Genomic DNA, 17,312 nt, shown 5'->3' on the forward strand with positions numbered 1-17,312 from the left:
CTGCCGTTAGGCTTGGGGTATGTCCTCCACCACCGGACCCTTCTCCGCCGGCCCCATCGATCCTGAAGAAATGTCGCCGGCCGAGAGATACCGTGCCAGCGCTGAACGCCGGGCCGAGGCCGCCACCTACCTTGGGGCGTTCATCCGGACCCTGGACTTCGAGCTTGACGACTTTCAACGGCAGGCATGCCGCTCCCTGCAGGAAGGCAGGGGAGTGCTGGTGGCTGCGCCCACCGGTGCCGGGAAGACCATCGTGGGGGAGTTCGCCATCTACCTCGCTCTGCAGCGGGGCCTGAAGGCCTTCTACACCACGCCCATCAAGGCGCTCAGCAACCAGAAATTCAGTGAACTCGCCGAAAAATACGGTTCCGAAAATGTGGGGCTCCTGACCGGGGACACCAGCATCAATGGTGACGCGCAGGTGGTGGTCATGACCACCGAGGTCCTCCGGAACATGCTCTACGCGGATTCTGCCACGCTCGGCGACCTTGGCTACGTGGTCATGGACGAGGTCCACTACCTCGCCGACCGGTTCCGCGGGGCCGTGTGGGAAGAAGTCATCATCCACCTGCCCAGCGAGGTCCAGGTCGCTTCACTGAGTGCAACCGTTTCCAATGCCGAGGAATTCGGCGCCTGGCTGGACACCGTCCGCGGGGACACCGACATCATCGTTTCCGAGCACCGTCCGGTTCCGCTGTGGCAGCACGTCATGGTGGGCCGGCGGATCATGGACCTGTTTGCCGGGGAAACGACGTTCGACGAGATCGCCCCGCCCGTTGAGGAAGACGGCCAGCAGCCGGTTGCGTCCGGCACGTCCCGCGACGCCGGCAAGGGGCGCGGATTCGAGGTCAACCCGGACCTGCTGACGGTGGCCCAGAGCGAGAGCCGGCAGAGCTTCCGCAGCAGGCCGGGACCCGCCGGAAGGGGTCAGCGCGGCCGGCGCGGAAATGACCGCCCGGCCCGTGGTGGAGAGCCGCTGGGGGTGCGCCCGGCCAGCCGGCCTCAGGTGATCGCCAGCCTGGACCGGATGGACCTGCTGCCTGCCATTACCTTCATCTTTTCCCGTGCCGGCTGTGAGGCAGCCGTCGCCCAGTGCGTTGCATCCGGACTCTGGCTGACCACCGAGAAAGAGCAGCGGATCATTGCCCAGCGCGTTGACGAGGCGGGGCAGGACATCCCGCCGGACGACCTTGACGTCCTGGGCTTTTGGACCTGGCGGGACGGACTGCTTCGGGGCTTCGCCGCCCACCACGCCGGAATGCTGCCCACCTTCAAGGAGGTGGTCGAGAAACTGTTCGCCGACGGCCTGGTCAAGGCTGTCTTCGCCACGGAAACCCTGGCCCTGGGTGTCAACATGCCTGCCCGCTCGGTGGTGCTCGAAAAGCTGGACAAGTTCAACGGCGAAGCCCATGTGGACATCACCGCCGGCGAATACACCCAGCTGACCGGACGTGCCGGACGGCGCGGCATCGACGTGGAGGGCCACGCCGTGGTGCTGTGGCAGCCCGGAACGGATCCGACGGCGGTGGCCGGCCTTGCGTCCCGGCGCACCTACCCGCTGAACTCCAGTTTCCGGCCCACCTACAACATGAGCATCAACCTGCTGGCGCAGTTTGGTCGGGCCAGGGCGCGGGAGATCCTGGAGTCATCCTTTGCCCAGTTCCAGGCGGACCGGTCCGTGGTGGGCCTGGCCCGCCAGGTACGGAGCCGCGAGGAATCCCTTGCTGGCTACGCAAAATCCATGACCTGCCACCTGGGTGATTTCACGGAGTATGCCCGACTGCGCAGGGAACTGTCAGACGCCGAGAACGCCACTTCCCGTACCAAGTCCCGCGTCCGGAAATCCCTTTGCGACGACTCCCTGGCGCGCCTCCTGCCCGGCGATGTGGTTGACGTCCCAGGCGGCCGCGCCCCGGGGCCCGCCGTCGTCCTCAGCTCGGACCACACCAGCAGGGAACCCCGCCCGGCCGTGCTGACGCTGGACAATCAATTGCGCAGGATCGGTGCCGACGACCTTGAAGGTCCCATCGCGCCGGTTACCAGGATCCGCATCCCCAAATCCTTCAACGCCAAGGTGCCCAAGTCGCGCCGGGACCTCGCGTCCTCTGTCCGGAACGCCCTGCGGGAAAACAGACCGCCCGCCCCTGGCCAGAACCGCAACCATGACTTCGGCCGCGGCGCCGCCCTGCCCAACCAGGAAAAGCGCATAGCGGAGCTGCGCCGGGCCCTGAAGGCCCACCCCTGCCATGGGTGCAGCGAGCGGGAAGACCACGCGCGCTGGTCGGAGCGCTGGTGGAAACTCCGGCGCGAAACGGACGGCCTGGTCCGCCAGATCCAGGGCCGGACCAACACCATCGCCAAGACCTTCGACCGGGTCTGCGATGTGCTGTCCGCCTACGGCTACCTGGAAGATGCCGGAGACGGCAGGCTAAATATCAGTCCGGACGGCCAGCGGCTCCGCAGGATCTACGGCGAGAAGGACCTGTTGATCTCCCAGTCGCTGCGGCTGGGCGCGTTCAACGACCTCGACGCCGCCGAAGTGGCTGCACTGGCCAGCGTGCTGGTCTACCAGGCCAAACGCGAAGACCGGGGCCTGCGGCCGCGCATGCCCAGCGTCTCGCTGGAGACCTCCGTGGACATTGTGGTCAAGGAATGGTCCGTCCTTGAGGACGTGGAAGAGGAGAACAAGCTTCCCCTGACCGGCGAACCTGAACTGGGACTTGTCTGGCCGCTGTATAAATGGGCCCGCGGCCGCCACCTGCAGGATGTCCTCAGCGGCACCGATCTTGCAGCCGGCGACTTTGTCCGCTGGGTGAAGCAGGTGGTGGACCTTCTGGACCAGCTTGCCAAAATCCCCGGCCTCGACCCCCGGCTGGCACGGCTGTGCGCCGAAGCGATCAACCTCATCCGCCGCGGTGTCGTGGCGTATTCATCCGTTCTCTAGCCCCGTTGTCCCCGCCGGCTCCTGCCGGCGCGCCCCCACCCAGGAGACCGCCCCGCCATGCCCCGCCCCGATGCCACGTCCCGCTCCGATGCCACCACCCGTCCCGCCCCGGTGCTGTACCGCAATGGTTCGGTTTACACGGCAGCGGATCCCTTCGCAACCGCCATGCTGGTGGACGGTGACACCGTTGCCTGGGTTGGCTCAGAGCAGGCCGCATCCTCCATCGCGGACAGTTCCATGGAAGTCATCGACCTGCGCGGCGCCTTGGTGGCACCGGGCTTCGTCGACTCCCACATCCACCTGACCGAAACCGGAATCGCGCTGGACTCGCTGCAGTTGGGGACGGCCACCTCGGCCCGGGCGCTGCTGGAGGCCGTCGCGGCGGCTGGCGGAGAAGGTCCGGTACTCGGCCATGGCTGGGACGAGTCCACGTGGGCGGATTCCGCCCTGCCCAGTGCCGAGGAACTGGAGCGGGCCTCCGGAGGCCGGCCGGTCTACCTTTCCAGGGTGGATGTCCACTCGGCGCTGGTGTCGGCGTCGCTGGTCCAGTCCGCAGGGCTTCACGGCAAGGACGGGTACGACGGCGGCGCGCGGGTGATGCGGGCAGCCCACGACGCCGCCCGGCTGGCAACCCGGCAGATGCCGCAGGATGCGCTGAAGCGGCATCAGGCCCGCGCCCTGTCAGAGGCTGCGGCCAACGGCTATGTGGCCGTTGCCGAGATGGGTGCGCCGCACATCGGCGGCGCCGATGACGTGCGGCTTGCCGCAGGTTGGAATGGGGCCCGCCCGGGCGCCCAGTCCTTTCCGGAAGTACTGCCGTACTGGGGGGAGCTGGTCTCGTCAGAGGCGCAGGCCCGTTCCCTTGTGGGGCAGCTCGGTGGAAGTATCCGGGGGCTGGCAGGGGACCTGACCATCGACGGTTCGATCGGGTCCAGGACGGCCGCCCTGCGCGCCGCCTACAGCGATGCCGGCCAGGAACGCGGCAGCCTGTACCTCAGTGCGGACCAGGCGGCAGCCCATCTTGCCGCCTGCTCCCTGGCAGGGATCCAGGGCGGGTTCCATGTCATTGGCGACGCCGGGCTGGACGCCGCGCTGGAGGCCCTGGACCTGGCGGCCAAGGAAGTGGGGGAGCAGCGGGTGCGGGCCGCGGGCCACCGCTTCGAGCATGTGGAGATGGCTGACGCCGCGGCTGTGGCCAAGCTGGCCCACTACTCCGTGACCGTCAGCGGCCAACCGTCCTTCGATGCAGCGTGGGGCGGGGCCGGAGGCCTGTATGAGCGGAGGCTGGGAGAACGGAGCCGGTCAATGAACCCCTTCGCCGCTTTTTACTCCGCGGGAGTTCCTGTCTGCTTCGGCAGCGACAGCCCTGTCACACCGCTCCGTCCCTGGTCCAGCGTGCGCGCCTGTGTGGAACACCACAATCCGGAGCAGCGCATTTCCGCACGGGCTGCCTTCCTGGGCCACACCCGTGCGGGTTGGAGGGCCGCGCGGTACACCAACCCCATGGCCGGACAGCTTGTTCCCGGGGCGCCGGCCAGCTTCGCCGTGTGGGAGGTGGAGGAGCTGATGGTTCAGGTGGTTGACGGCAGGGTGCAGTCATGGAGCACCGATCCGCGGGCCAGGACCCCGCTGCTGCCGGCACTGGACACGGGCTCCGATCCGGTATGCCTGCAAACCGTGAAGGACGGCACCGAACTCTTCGCCAGCCCGGCCCTGCGTTCCTGACGCAGTAGCCCTCCGCCCTATAATGGGTAGTTGCGCCCGCCGCCGGCACGGCCCGGCATCAGGTGCTCCGACCACTTCCACCAGGAAAGGCCCTTTGTGCGCGTCCTTACGATCATTCCCACCTACAACGAACTGGAATCGCTGCCCAAGACGCTCCAGCGCCTTCGGAAGGCCGTTCCGGCGTCGGACGTGCTGGTGGTTGATGACAACAGCCCCGACGGCACCGGCCAACTTGCCGACGGATTCGCCGCCGAGGACTCCCAGGTCCACGTCCTGCACCGCAAGGGCAAGGAAGGCCTGGGCGCCGCCTACATCGCCGGCTTCAAGTGGGGCCTGGACGCCGGGTACGACGTCCTGGTGGAGATGGACGCCGACGGCTCGCACCAGCCCGAACAGCTTCCCCAACTGCTCGAAGCCGTGGATCAGGGGGCAGACCTGGCCATGGGCTCGCGCTGGGTTCCCGGCGGCAGCGTGGTCAACTGGCCCCTGTACCGCCAGGCGATCTCCAGGGTCGGCAGCACCTACGCCCGGCTGATGCTGGGCCTGCGGATCAAGGATGTCACCGGCGGCTACCGGGCGTTCCGCAGGACAACGCTGGAGAAGCTCAACCTGGACCTGGTTGACTCAGTGGGCTACGGCTTCCAAGTGGACCTGGCGTGGCGCGTGGCCAAACTGGGGCTCCGCATTGAAGAACGCCCCATCACCTTCGTGGAGCGCGAGCTCGGCGCCTCGAAGATGAGCGGCAACATCGTGGTCGAGGCTATGGTCAACGTCACCAGGTGGGGACTGGCAGCCCGCTGGAACACCCTGACCGGCAAGCTGAAGAACAAGCAGGCGTAGGACTCCCCGGGCCGGCACCAACGGCATCCGCGGAAACAAAAGAAGGGGGCGGCCCCGCACGAAAGTGCGGGGCCGCCCCCTTCTTTTGGACTGGCCCTATGCCGAGCGGCGCTCTCCGCGGCGTTCGCGCAGGATGGTCAGGCGGTCCTCGAGGATCTGTTCGAGTTCAGGAAGCGAGCGGCGTTCCAGCAGCATGTCCCAGTGGGTGCGGACTGCCTTGTCATTGCTGGTGTCCGGCTTTTCGCCGTCAACCAGGAGCGCTTCCTTGCCGGTCTTGGAGACCCACACCGGAGGAATTTCCGCCTCGGAGGAGAACGTGACGAAGACCTGCTCGCCATCTGCGCAACGGTATTCGACCCGCTGGCGCGGAGCCGGCTCAACTCCGGACTCGGTCTCCATGCTCTGCGCACCAAGGCGCATGCCCCGCAGGCTGCGATCGCTCATGATTTCTCCCTCTGGTCGGTTCGCGGATGAAATCTCCGCGTTGGCCGGCGGCAACATTGCACCGCCGGACTTCTGTGTGCACTGTGCTGCATCATAAGATTCAACGCATTGCGAAGCTTGGTTGTTCCAGCTGGTATTCTCCTGCCGGACAAATACCCGATTATACGGGCGTTATCCCGCCTGCACCAAAACAGGAAGGTTTCCGTGGCGGACCACGGAAACCTCCCTGCGTTCTTTGGTTCCCCTAGGGCTGGGTACGTCCGCCCTGCACATCGTCGAAAAGCCCACCTGCAGCGGGGGTTTCCGCAGCGGTCCCGCCGAGGGCGTTGCCGATACCCTTCAGTGCTTCACCAACTTCACTTGGGATGATCCACAGCTTGTTGGCGGAACCTTCGGCCAGTTTGGGCAGAGTCTGAAGGTACTGGTAGGCCAGGAGTTTCTGGTCCGGGTTGCCCTTGTGGATGGCGTCGAAGACCTTTTGGATTGCCTGCGACTCACCATCCGCACGGAGGATGGCTGCCTTGGCCTCGCCCTCGGCCTTGAGGATGGCGGCCTGCCGCTGGCCCTCGGCGGTGAGGATGGCTGACTGCTTTGTTCCTTCGGCGGTCAGGATCGCTGCGCGGCGGTCGCGTTCGGCGCGCATCTGCTTCTCCATGGAATCCTGGATGGAGTGGGGCGGATCGATGGCCTTCAGCTCCACGCGGGAGACGCGGATGCCCCAGCGGCCCGTGGCCTCGTCGAGGACCCCGCGGAGCTGTCCGTTGATCTGGTCGCGGGAGGTGAGGGCTTCCTCAAGGTTCAGTCCACCCACCACGTTGCGGAGGGTGGTGGTGGTGAGCTGCTCCACGGCCTGGATGTAATTGGCGATTTCGTAAGTGGCTGCCCGCGGGTCCGTAACCTGGAAGTAGACCACGGTGTCGATGGAAACCACCAGGTTGTCCTCGGTGATGACCGGCTGCGGTGGAAAGGACACCACCTGTTCACGCAGGTCCAGGAGCGGCAGCAGCCGGTCCACGAACGGGATGAGGATCGTCAGTCCGGGGTTGAGCGTCCGCTGGTACTTGCCAAGCCGTTCAACGACGCCGGCACGGGCCTGCGGAATGATCCGGACGGACCGGACCAAAACTATGATGACAAAGACGATCAGAACCACCAGCACGATGGCCAGTGCGGTTCCGCCTGCGTTTTCCATACAACTCCTTGTTCCCCAATTGTCAGGCTGTATCTGGGCCGGTGGCCGCCGGCGGCGGTACCGAAACCACTGCTGTTGCGCCATCGATGGCTGCCACCACCACCTTCTGGCCTGCGGGAAGGACTCCCGCGGCGGAGCGTGCGCTCCAAATATCGCCGCCGATTTTCACCAGGCCCCCGTCAGAGGTCACGGCCTCCATCACCACGGCCGGCTCACCGATCAGCCGGTCCACGTTGGTCCGTTGCTCGGCCGGGCCCTTCTTCAGGTGTGCAAGAGCCACCGGCCGGACAAAGGCCACCATGAGCAGGGACACCACGCAGAAAACCAAGACCTGGAGCCAAGGTTCTGCGCCGGCGAAGTCGGCGACCAGTGCGGCGAGCGATCCGCCGCCGAGCATGATGAAGAACAAGTCAAGGGTGATCATCTCGACCACTGCAAACGCCAGGAAAGCCGTGAGCCACAATGCCCACCAGTTTTCGCCAAGCCACTCGAACATCCTTGTTTCCCCCTTCGCCACGGGGGAGCCGCATCCGCGGGCCCGCCAGCAACTGTCCTTTCATCGTAGTCCGCGGACCTGCCCCGCGGGCCCGTTCACGCCGGCGGCGGGGGATAGTGGCCAAGTCGTTACGGGGCCGCGTTGCGCCTGGGCCTGAACACGAAGAGCCGGAACTTTGCGTCGGCTGTTACCGGCTCCCGGGAATTTTCGAGCCGGGCGGCGATCTGCCCCAGGTCCAGGTGGTGCCCGGCCGGTCCCATGAAGGCCAGGTCCGCGGCGGCGGTACGGCTCAGCTCCAGCGGGATGTCGACGTCGAGGGTGGCGTCCAGTTCGAAGTGTTCCGCCATCGCCCCGGCCAGGCGCTCGTCCTTGCCCTCTTCGATACCGAGCATCCCGGTAACGGCGGCGATGTCAGCAAGGTGGCCGGTTCGCGGCGCCACCACCACAAGCACGCCCTGGGGGCGAAGGACCCGGGCAAATTCGGCGGCGTTCCGAGGGGCGAAGACCACCGTGACGGCGTCAACCGAATTCTCCGCAATCGGCAGCGGTTGCCAGATGTCCCAGACCAGGTTCAGCGCCTCCGGATTGAGCCGCGCAGCCCGGCGTAGGGCGAATTTGGAAATGTCCAGGCCGATTGCGGATACCTGCCGCCCGCTGTCCGCTGCGGCGTCGAGGATCCGGCGCAGATAGTGTCCGGTCCCTGTCCCCGAATCCAGGACCGCCGCACCTTCCTGCGGCAGGTGGGGCACGATGGCGTCGGTCAGCGCCTGGGCCAAGCGAAGGTAGTGGCCGTTGCCCAGGAAGTTGAAGCGTGACGCCACCATCGCGGCACTGTCCGGTTCGAAGGGGCTGCCCTTGCCCACCAGGAGATTGAAGTAGCCTTGCCGGGCGGCGTCGAAGCTGTGGCCGTTTGGGCAGAGCAGGCGTGGCTGGCGGGCAGCTGTCGCCGCGAGGTGTTCCAGCGGATGTGAGCAGACAGGGCACAGGAGGGGGAAATCCGCGGAAGGCATGGGAACCATTTTAGGGCGGCCGGACTTCCCTCCCCTGTCCGCTGCCACTGCCTCCGGGAACAGCGAAGGTCAGCCGGGCGATATGCCGGCCGGCCCGTCGTCGAACCCCAGCCCTTCCCTCGCCTTGTTGATGCCGGCTTCGGCCCAGCGCGCTGCATATTCGGCATTGCTGCTCAGGGACCGGAGCTGGGCGCGGTCCAGGTACAGGATGCCGTTGAGGTGGTCCGTCTCGTGCTGGACGATGCGTGCCTGCCACCCGGTGAACTCCCGCCGCCCGGCCGCGCCGTCGGGCGCCAGGTACTCCAGCAGTACGGCGTCGGGCCGGGCCACCACCGCCTGGAGCCCGTTGACGGAAAGGCAGCCCTCATAAAACGAGGCAAGTCCGGACCCCAGCGGCGTGTACCGGGGGTTGAGGATGGCCAGGAACTCCAACGGGCTCCGGTTCCGCAGCGCGGCGGCGTCCGGATCGACGTCGAACTGGTCTTCCACCACGGCGAGCTGCAGCGGGATGCCCAGTTGCGGGGCGGCCAGGCCCACCCCGGGGGCCTCATGCATGACCTGCCGCATGACCCCGATCAGGCGGGCCAATTCGTCTGCGGAGAGCTGGCCCTCGAACGCTGCGGCGCGCTGGCGGAGCGCCGGGTGGCCGGCCTGGACGATGGGCGGAAGGGACCCGGCGGACAGGATGCGCTCAACAATTTCACGGATTTCGCCGGGGCCGGCGGTTGTTGGGGGAACAGTCTGGGTCATGGGGACAGCCTACTGGCGGATAGGTTCAGGACCCTTGAGCTAGGGTCTACTGCATGGCTGATGATTCTTTCCCGCCGGCACCCCCGCTGGAGCACGTCCTGGAATTCATCCGGGTCCTCGAGGCGGGCGGGGGAGCGGATGACATCCGGCCGTTCCTGTCGGAATCATTCGTATTGACGGAGGCTCCGCACCTCCTGGCTCCTGAAGGTTCCACCCGGACACTGGCGGGAGTGCTCGCCGGCGCGGACCAGAGCCGCGAGGTGGTGAAGGACCAGCAGTTCATCGTCCGGAGGACCACCTGCCAGGGCAGCCGGGTGGTGGTGGAAGCAGACTGGTCGGCCACGGTGCTGATGGATCTGCGGTACTGGGACTCCGGCGAAACCATCCGGGCCAGGACGTCCTCGGTGTTCGAGGTGCGTGACGGTGCCATCGTGAGCCAGGACAGTTACGACTGCTATTACCGGTAGCCCTGCAACTGCGGGTTCGTGCGCTGGTGCATGGTGAAACGCCTGGCCGCCCACTGGTTCACCCCGGGGATGGCAGCGGCAGCGCCGATCGCAGCAGTGCGGACCCGAAGGAGCGGCCGGGGCAGCGGCCTGCCCAGCATCATGTTGATTTCGGCCTGCCGGCGGGATGCGGCGGCAGCCCGGCGGCGGCTCTTCTCGAACTCCCGGAGCCTGGTCCCCGTGGATTCGCCCGCCAGCGCGGAACAGATCACAGGGACCAGCTCCGCAGCATCCAGCCAGCCCAGGTTCATGCCCTGCCCGCCAATGGGGCTGATCTCGTGGGCAGCGTCCCCCAGCAGCACAGTCCGTCCTGCCACCATCCGCCGGGCGATCGCCGCCCTTACGCTGAAAGCGCTCAGCATCGAGTTCGTGGCTGCATCAGGCAGGAAGCCGGTCCGGCTGTGCACCAGTTCCGCCAGCTCCCGGGGACCTGCTTCAGGCTGGGCCGGGCGGTCCAGCCGCACCACCCAGCGCCGCACACGGCCGGGCAGTGGAAAGGACTCGACGATCCCTTCCGGTTCGAGGAACAGGACGGCCTTCTCCCCGTAGCCGCTGCCGTCGTCGAAATCCCCCATGAGGTAGTGGTCGGGATAGGACTTCCGGTCCACCGGCACGCCCAGGGCGCCACGGAGCAGGGACCGGGCACCATCTGCCGCCACCAGCAAGGCGGCGGTGGCGGTACTGCCGTGGCCACTGCCCAGGATCGGGGCACCCGGGCTGGACTGCACCGCGACGGTGACCTTGTCGCCGTCGTCCCTGGCTCCGGTGACGCTGGCACCCCTGACCAGTGCCCCGGGGTCCAGGGCGCGGACACGGTCCTCCAGGAGTTCCTCTGTCCTGAACTGCGGCAGGGCAAGGACAAAGGGATAGTGGTCCGATACGGCGTCGAACGCCATGGTTCCCACTGTTCTTCCGCTGCTGACCGCCATGCCCGTCCTGATGCGGATGCCTTCCTGGACCAGGCCGGACGCAACCCGGATCCCGGCCAGTGCCTCCAACGCCGGAGGATGGATTCCGATGGCGCGGGTATGCCGGTTCCGTGACGTCCGCTGTTCAAGAACCTTTACCTTGACGCCTTCCTGCAGGAGGGCGGCAGCCAGGTACAGGCCCACGGGACCGCCCCCGGCGATCAGGACATCGGCGTCCACGTCAGCCTCGCCGGTACGTGAGGACCTGGTGGAAGGCCGACGAGCGCACCACGGACCAGCCCGGGGGAGCGGCGGCCGCCAACTCGGCCGGCCTGTAGCTGCGCCGGATGGAAGTGAGGCCGTCTTCCCGGATGAAGGACCGCCGGAACGGCAGCGCCGCCACGCTGAACAGGGCAAACGCCGCCGGGCTGCGGACCAGGTCGTTGTGCAGCGCCTTTCGGGCCGCCAGGATTTCCGAGTCCGCCAGGAGTCTCCGGAGCTCTTCCGGTTCCAGATGGTGCAGCACATGGTTGGAAATGACGACGTCGAACCGGGTGCCATCACTGACCAGGTCGCTGCTGTGAGCGTTCCGGAATTCGACGCCGGCCATGGAGGGGCGCTGCCGGGCGAAACGGGCTGCGCGGGGATCGGGATCGATGCCCGTGATGTGCATCGCCTTGCCGTCCCGCGCGGCCCACCGGGCCAGCATCACGGCCAGGTCGCCTCCGCCGGAGCCGATGTCCAGCACCGTCAACGGGTGTTGAGCAGGCGTGATCATGGGTCGAAGCTCCTTGGCATACAGCTTCCGCCAGCCGGACAGCACCCTGTTGATGACACCAAACTGCCGGTACGTGTTGTCCAGGAGGCGGGCATCACAGTCCGGCCGGTCCATCTGCTCGATATCCGTGGTGGCGCGTTGGCGCAGCAAAATTCCCATTCGACGGAGTCCGCGTCAGGCGACGGGCGCTTCGGCGGCCGTCCGGCTTTGGAACATCCTCAGATCAGCCTCTGCCGCATTGTCCTCCTGGCCGCCTGCTGCCTGCCGGAGCTTGGTGAACAGGCCGGTTTCCACCGTCAGGCCAGGGCCAAAGGCCATGGAACAGATGCGCTCGTCCCCGGCAGGTGCCTCCTGGAGGGGTTGTTCCAGGATGTGCTTGAGGACGAAAAGGACGGTGGCGCTGCTCATGTTGCCGTAATTGCGCAGGATCTCCCGTGCCGGGACCAGCTGGACATCGCTGAGGCCAAGCCTCGACTGCACTTTGTCCAGGATGCTGCGGCCGCCGGGATGGATGGCCCAGTGGGGGATTGCCGTGTATGGGAGCGCCGCCAGTTCCGGTTCCGTTTCGAGAAGGGGCTCCAGGGCGCCGACAATGTGGTCGTCGATGATGTGCGGAACGTAGTTTCCAAGAACCATCTCGAAGCCGTTGTCGCCGATGTTCCACGCCATGGAATCCTCGCCGACCGGCGTCAGGACTGTCTCGAAGTGGTCCAGTTTCATCAGTGCCGTTTCTTCCGCGCCTTGACGGGCAGTCACGACGGCGGCGGCGGCGCCATCGGCGAACAGTGCAGAGCCCATGATGGTGTCCGGGTCGTTGGAGGTGCGGACGTGGAGTGAGCACAGTTCGGCGCAGACAACGAGGACGACGGCGTTGGGGTCAGCCTCGCAAAACAGTTTCGCCGCACGGAGCGCGGGAAAGGCCGCGTAGCAGCCCATGAAGCCCAGGTGGTATCGCTGGACTGCCGGGTTAAGGCCAAGTTCGCGGACCAGTTTATAGTCGGGGCCAGGATTGAAGAAGCCGGTGCAGGAAACTGTGACGAGGTGAGTTATGTCAAGTAAATCGAGTTCCGGGGCTGCCTGCAGGGCAGCGCGGGCGGCCTCTACGAACAGTTTGGTGGCCTCGCTGGCAAAGATATCGTTGCGCACTTTGGTGCTGGGGTTCAGCAGCAACCCGGTTTCCTGGTCATAGAACTGCGGATTTTCCGAACGGCACGTGTTGGTGAGTTCCTGCACGGCGGTGAACCTTGTCTCGATGGCTGCACCATCAAAACAGGTATTGACCAGCCGTGAACCCAAACGGGACAGACCCGGCTGGGCCGCAAAAACATCACGGGCTTCGGACTGGATCAGCTTTGTCCCCGGAACTGCAGTTTCAAGTGAGCGCACATAGACCGTCATTGATTCATTCTTGACGGGCGCCAGAATAAAGACAATGGGGTTTGGGGCTTTGACCAGCGCTTTTGCCGGGGCTTTTCAGAGTCACAAGGCGGCTCGTTGAGACCCCAATCCCGGCCTGCCCTAAAGCGCCGATAATCTACATTATGTCAAGTAACTCTTGAGAGGACCCCGGCTGCGGCTACCCCACCGGCCTCCGGCTAGTGACGCCGCTGCATCGAGGCCCCCACCACGGCACCGACGCCAAGCCCCAGCGCGAGGCCCCAAAACGGCGTATGGAACAGTGCCAGCCCCAGGCTGATCCCCAAGGCAGCGCCGAGCAGGCTGCAAATCCACAAGGCCTTGTTCACTGCGCCTCCCATAGAGCCGGACTGACCCCGGCTTCCTGCTGAGACCCTACTGCATACCTATCCCCTGGGGCCTGAAAATGGGGAGCCGGTCCTGCAAGTTGGGTAGCTCCCACCCATGGCGCCATCCGCCGGGCGATCTAGCCTTTTGGACATGCCGGCAGGCCGGAAGGGTCTGCTGCGGGCACGCAACGGAGGGCTCCCAAAGATCCCTTCCATGTTCATACAGTCGGCGGCGGCGCCCGGTCTTCCTGATTCTTCCTAGGACACCCCATGTTTGAACTCCCCCGACTGCAGGCCTGCATGCCTTGCCCCGCCATATGCGCCGGATGCCGCGCAGATATGCATAAGGAGGCGCTGCGGCAAGCCCCCGGAATACCTGTGGTTCTGCTCCGACCGGCAGCTGTCAAAGTACGGGCCATCCGGGCCACAGCCCTTGCCTATACCGTGACCCACATCCTCGTTGAGTGGGATGGAAGCAGCGGCTACCACCTCCGCTGGGAAGCCAGCTGGCTTATCCGCAGGTTCCCGCAATGAACAGCGGCCGACGGCTACCTATCAGGCCCTCAACCCTGCGGGCTGCCCGGGCATGGCCCGAAACTGGCTTAGGTAAGTAGCACCCAAAACCGCAATCAGGTACGTCCTACGCGTGTTCGCCCTGAAAGCACAAACCTATCGTCGTGGGCAGGACGGCAGCTACCACGTTGTCGTCGGCACCCGATGTTGGAAGTCACCTCTTCCGAAGCGTCGGCCAACGCTGCCCGGGTCCTTGCCGCAGCTCGAGGACTGGCAGCTGCTTCCCAGGCGAGGGTTCCTCCCCCTCATAAATGTTCTCCAGGTTTTCCACCCAGGGGCCTCAATGACGAACGTCTCCTCCTTTTTGCCCGACGTCCAGCCACCCGTGTTTTTCGATGCCAGCGGAAAGCGCTGGAATCGAATCCTGAACGCTCTGCTGGCCGCAGCACTGTCCGTTGTTCTGGCACTGTGCGCCGTGCTGCCCGGCGCCACCGCTCCCCTGCGGCAGGGCCAGCTGAACCAGTCTCCTGACTACCCGCGCGCGCTGCTTGCCCAGCAGTACCTGAAGAACATTCCGAAAGTCGGCTACGAACAGGGCAACGAAGTCTTCCATCGCATTGCGCTTGTGGAGCGGCGTGATGGCACCACCCTGCTGAAGGACCCCTTCAGCAACGAAGTATGGCGGGAGGCCACAGCGAACGAAGCTAAGGCCATCGGCAAGAGGCCCTACGCGGTTGAAGCCTACGGACTTCCCCCGGACCACACGCTGATGCTGACCTTCGACGACGGCCCGGACCCCCGCTATACCCCCGAGATCCTGGACCTCCTGTCGCGCGAAGGCGTTCCGGCAACCTTCTTCGCCATAGGAGAAAACGTGGTTGAAAATCCGGAGATCTTTCGCCGGATAATTCGGGAGGGCCACATGGTAGGCAACCACACCATGAGCCACATCGACTTTTGGGCGCATGACGACGCATCCAACAGGCAGGAAATCATCGGCGAGGACCGAGTGTTCCGGGCGGCGGACAATTACGCTTCGAGGCTGTTCAGAATCCCGACAGGCAATCCGGAGAACAACACCCTTGCCCTGCTCCAGGCGCAGCAGCTGGGGTACCTTCACGTCAACATGGATCTGGACACCCGGGACTGGGACTATGAGCCAGGGACCCCTGTCCCGGTTCCTGACCTCGACGGTCTGGGGCACGTCATGCTGGTCCACGACGGTGGCGGGGACAGGACGGCCACAATCGAGATGCTGAAGGAATTCATTCCCAAAGCCAAGGCGCAGGGGTACCGCTTCACCACACTGGAACCAATGTTGCCGGACGGGTTCGTTCCCCAGCGCACAGCAGACGCCGGACTGCCGGACAATCTCACCTTCGGAGCCCTGACCGCCTATTTGGTAACCCCCAGTGTGGTGATGAACTGGCTGTTCTGGTTTGGCATCGGGTCACTCACCATCCTGACTTTCCTGTTCGTTGTCCTCGCCCTGGTCAACAACGCCCGGCAGAGGAAAAGGAAATGGGACCCGCCTGGCAGCAGGGGCTGGCCCTTTGTCAGCGTGGTACTCCCGGTCTACAACGAGGAACCGGTGGTTACCAAGACACTGGATGCCCTTAAAGCCAGCGAGTACCCGCACTTTGAGGTGGTGGCGGTCAATGACGGCTCCACGGACGCCACCCTTGATGTCCTTAGAAACTATGCCGCCGGCTGGCCGCAGCTTAGAGTCCACACCCAGCCCAACAGCGGCAAGCCAGCGGCAAGCAACAACGGCATTGCGCAGTCGCGTGGGGAGATTGTCGTGACTTTGGACGGCGACACCTTGTTCGAACCCCAGACCATCCGCATGCTTGCCCGCCATTTTGTGGCTCCCTCCGGTGCCAAGGAAGTCGGCGCCGTCGCGGGACACGTGAAGGTAGGCAATCGGCGCAATCTCGTTGCCCGTTGGCAAAGCCTGGAGTATCTGTCCGGCATCTGCGTCACCCGGATGGCAGAAGGCCTCATGGGAGCGATCTCGATAGTTCCGGGCGCCTGCGCGGCGTGGCGCAGGGATGCACTGGTGAAAGCCGGCGGATACTCCGATGCCACACTTGCCGAGGACGCTGATCTGACCCTGTCCCTGCAGCAGTTGGGGTACAGCATCGTGCAGGAAAACCGGGCGGTGGCATGGACCGAGGCGCCGCTCACGCTGTCAGGGTTGTTCAAGCAGCGGCTGAGATGGACTTACGGCAACATCCAGACCCTCTACAAACACCGGTCCATGTTGTTCAATCCGAAGTTCGGCGCATTGGGCATGCTCACCATGCCCTACGCGCTGGTCTCCGTGGTGGTCCCGCTGATCTTCATGCCCTTGGCAGTGGCGGTGGCCGTGCTTAGCCTCACCCGCGGTGAATGGCAGGCCATCGCGTTGTTCTCCGCCTTCGTCACGGCGACCCACACAGTGGTCTCCCTCGTGGCCGTGGTCATGGTGCGCGAGAGTCCATGGCATCTGCTGATCGTGCCGATCTACCGGCTCATCTACGAACCGCTTCGTGCGTACGTCGTATTTGGCGCGGCCATTCGGGCGTTGAGAGGATCTGCCGTCGGCTGGTACAAACCCCAGCGAACCAACAGCGCCGAACTGCCGCCTTCCGCCGCAGACCACCGTCCACTCTCCCCCACCGTCCCGTGACCCGCCGGTCGTGACAACCTTGCTGCCCTTCAAGTGCCGGCCTCCCGAGCGCCATCACAACGGACGGCAGGACGCGGGGACTTTGCCAGCGAACTCACCCGTGGCCTCAGGACAGCAGTTGACCATCGTGCAATCCGGGACTTTTAATCTTGCCAGTGAGATTGCCGGCAAAACCGGGAGGCGGCGAATGGGCGGACGTGCCCTGACTGCGGCAGCTACTTTCTGCGTTGCGCTGGCAGCCAGCGCATGCACCGGGATTGCGCCCAGCGGCCCGGAGGAGTCGATAAAGACGGACGTGTATGTCACGGCCTATACCTGGTTCGACAACACGCCTCCCGGGTCGACCATGATCAGCCATCCCGTCCTGCACGAAGCAGCCGGCGGCGCGGGGACCTATGCTGATCCGGTGACCATCGCCGTCGGGCATTCCCGCGCAACCGGGCAGGACGTCCTTGACATTCCTGCGGGGACACGCATCTACCTCCCGCACGTCCGCCGCTACTTTATCGTGGAGGATACCTGCGGGGACGGGCCGGAACCCGAGGAAGGCCCCTGCCATACAGGGGCGGAGAAATACGGCAAGGCAACACAATGGATCGATATCTGGATTGATGGCAGGGATGAGTCCCGGTCCTTCGTGCGCAGGTGCGCGCGCAAAGCGACAGGCATCAGTACAGCCATCTTCAACCCCAAGGACCACTACCCGGTAGCTCCAGGCCAAGGCGTCATCCACGACGGCAAATGCGATGCCAGCTACGGTAACAGCGTGCCTGGGCAATGAAAGGTCGCG

Annotated in this window: 15 protein-coding genes; 6 read left to right on the forward strand and 9 right to left on the reverse strand. The window is 65.3% G+C overall.

Annotation, left to right across the window (positions count from 1 at the left end):
• Window positions 1–19 precede the first annotated feature (19 nt).
• The 3 genes from FBY36_RS18790 to FBY36_RS18800 all read left to right on the forward strand — a co-directional run bounded on the left by FBY36_RS18790 (window position 20) and on the right by FBY36_RS18800 (window position 5,509).
• Entirely contained in the window at window positions 20–2,944 is a 2,925-nt protein-coding gene (locus FBY36_RS18790) for a DEAD/DEAH box helicase (protein WP_142121868.1), read from the forward strand.
• 57 nt (window positions 2,945–3,001) lie between these two features.
• Complete coding sequence (locus FBY36_RS18795; protein WP_142121870.1) at window positions 3,002–4,669, forward strand: amidohydrolase; 1,668 nt, start codon at window positions 3,002–3,004, stop codon at window positions 4,667–4,669.
• Window positions 4,670–4,765: 96 nt separating this feature from the next.
• Window positions 4,766–5,509 carry a polyprenol monophosphomannose synthase gene (locus FBY36_RS18800; protein WP_142121872.1) on the forward strand — a complete coding sequence of 248 codons (744 nt, stop codon included), beginning with the start codon at window positions 4,766–4,768 and terminating at the stop codon, window positions 5,507–5,509.
• 96 nt (window positions 5,510–5,605) lie between these two features.
• Here FBY36_RS18800 and FBY36_RS18805 read toward each other — a convergent pair whose 3' ends face one another.
• The 5 genes from FBY36_RS18805 to FBY36_RS18825 all read right to left on the reverse strand — a co-directional run bounded on the left by FBY36_RS18805 (window position 5,606) and on the right by FBY36_RS18825 (window position 9,401).
• Window positions 5,606–5,953, reverse strand: a complete 348-nt coding sequence (locus FBY36_RS18805) for an RNA polymerase-binding protein RbpA (protein ID WP_026266052.1) — start codon at window positions 5,951–5,953, stop codon at window positions 5,606–5,608.
• 244 nt (window positions 5,954–6,197) lie between these two features.
• The gene (locus tag FBY36_RS18810) at window positions 6,198–7,145 is read right to left on the reverse strand and encodes an SPFH domain-containing protein (protein WP_142121874.1); all 948 of its coding nucleotides are present in this window, start codon (window positions 7,143–7,145) and stop codon (window positions 6,198–6,200) included.
• A gap of 22 nt (window positions 7,146–7,167) precedes the next feature.
• Entirely contained in the window at window positions 7,168–7,641 is a 474-nt protein-coding gene (locus FBY36_RS18815; protein ID WP_142121876.1) for an NfeD family protein, read from the reverse strand.
• A 128-nt stretch (window positions 7,642–7,769) separates the two neighbouring features.
• The gene (locus FBY36_RS18820; RefSeq protein ID WP_142121878.1) at window positions 7,770–8,651 is read right to left on the reverse strand and encodes a putative RNA methyltransferase; all 882 of its coding nucleotides are present in this window, start codon (window positions 8,649–8,651) and stop codon (window positions 7,770–7,772) included.
• A gap of 69 nt (window positions 8,652–8,720) precedes the next feature.
• Entirely contained in the window at window positions 8,721–9,401 is a 681-nt protein-coding gene (locus FBY36_RS18825) for a peptide deformylase (RefSeq protein ID WP_142121881.1), read from the reverse strand.
• Between the two features lie 53 nt (window positions 9,402–9,454).
• Here FBY36_RS18825 and FBY36_RS18830 point away from each other — a divergent pair, with 53 nt between their 5' ends.
• On the forward strand, window positions 9,455–9,868 hold the full coding sequence (locus tag FBY36_RS18830) for a nuclear transport factor 2 family protein (protein ID WP_142121883.1): 414 nt from the start codon (window positions 9,455–9,457) through the stop codon (window positions 9,866–9,868).
• Here the strand turns inward: FBY36_RS18830 and FBY36_RS18835 are convergent.
• From FBY36_RS18835 to FBY36_RS20745, 4 genes are all read right to left on the reverse strand, one after another.
• On the reverse strand, window positions 9,859–11,055 hold the full coding sequence (locus tag FBY36_RS18835) for an FAD-dependent oxidoreductase (protein WP_142121884.1): 1,197 nt from the start codon (window positions 11,053–11,055) through the stop codon (window positions 9,859–9,861). The two genes, FBY36_RS18830 and FBY36_RS18835, sit on opposite strands and share 10 nt — an antisense overlap.
• A 1-nt stretch (window position 11,056) precedes the next feature.
• The gene (locus FBY36_RS18840; RefSeq protein ID WP_142121886.1) at window positions 11,057–11,752 is read right to left on the reverse strand and encodes a class I SAM-dependent methyltransferase; all 696 of its coding nucleotides are present in this window, start codon (window positions 11,750–11,752) and stop codon (window positions 11,057–11,059) included.
• A gap of 15 nt (window positions 11,753–11,767) precedes the next feature.
• On the reverse strand, window positions 11,768–12,991 hold the full coding sequence (locus FBY36_RS18845; RefSeq protein WP_142121888.1) for a type III polyketide synthase: 1,224 nt from the start codon (window positions 12,989–12,991) through the stop codon (window positions 11,768–11,770).
• A 197-nt stretch (window positions 12,992–13,188) separates the two neighbouring features.
• A complete protein-coding gene (locus FBY36_RS20745) occupies window positions 13,189–13,338 on the reverse strand; it encodes a hypothetical protein (RefSeq protein WP_200830532.1) in 150 nt (49 codons plus the stop codon).
• A gap of 856 nt (window positions 13,339–14,194) precedes the next feature.
• Between FBY36_RS20745 and FBY36_RS18850 the strand changes: the two genes are divergently transcribed.
• Window positions 14,195–16,522: a bifunctional polysaccharide deacetylase/glycosyltransferase family 2 protein gene (locus FBY36_RS18850; RefSeq protein ID WP_142121890.1), complete on the forward strand. Its 2,328-nt coding sequence runs from the start codon at window positions 14,195–14,197 to the stop codon at window positions 16,520–16,522.
• A gap of 187 nt (window positions 16,523–16,709) precedes the next feature.
• Window positions 16,710–17,303 carry a hypothetical protein gene (locus FBY36_RS18855; RefSeq protein WP_142121892.1) on the forward strand — a complete coding sequence of 198 codons (594 nt, stop codon included), beginning with the start codon at window positions 16,710–16,712 and terminating at the stop codon, window positions 17,301–17,303.
• The last annotated feature ends 9 nt before the right edge of the window (window positions 17,304–17,312 follow it).

Source organism: Arthrobacter sp. SLBN-122, assembly GCF_006715165.1.
In the GTDB taxonomy this organism is placed as follows: Bacteria; Actinomycetota; Actinomycetes; order Actinomycetales; family Micrococcaceae; genus Arthrobacter.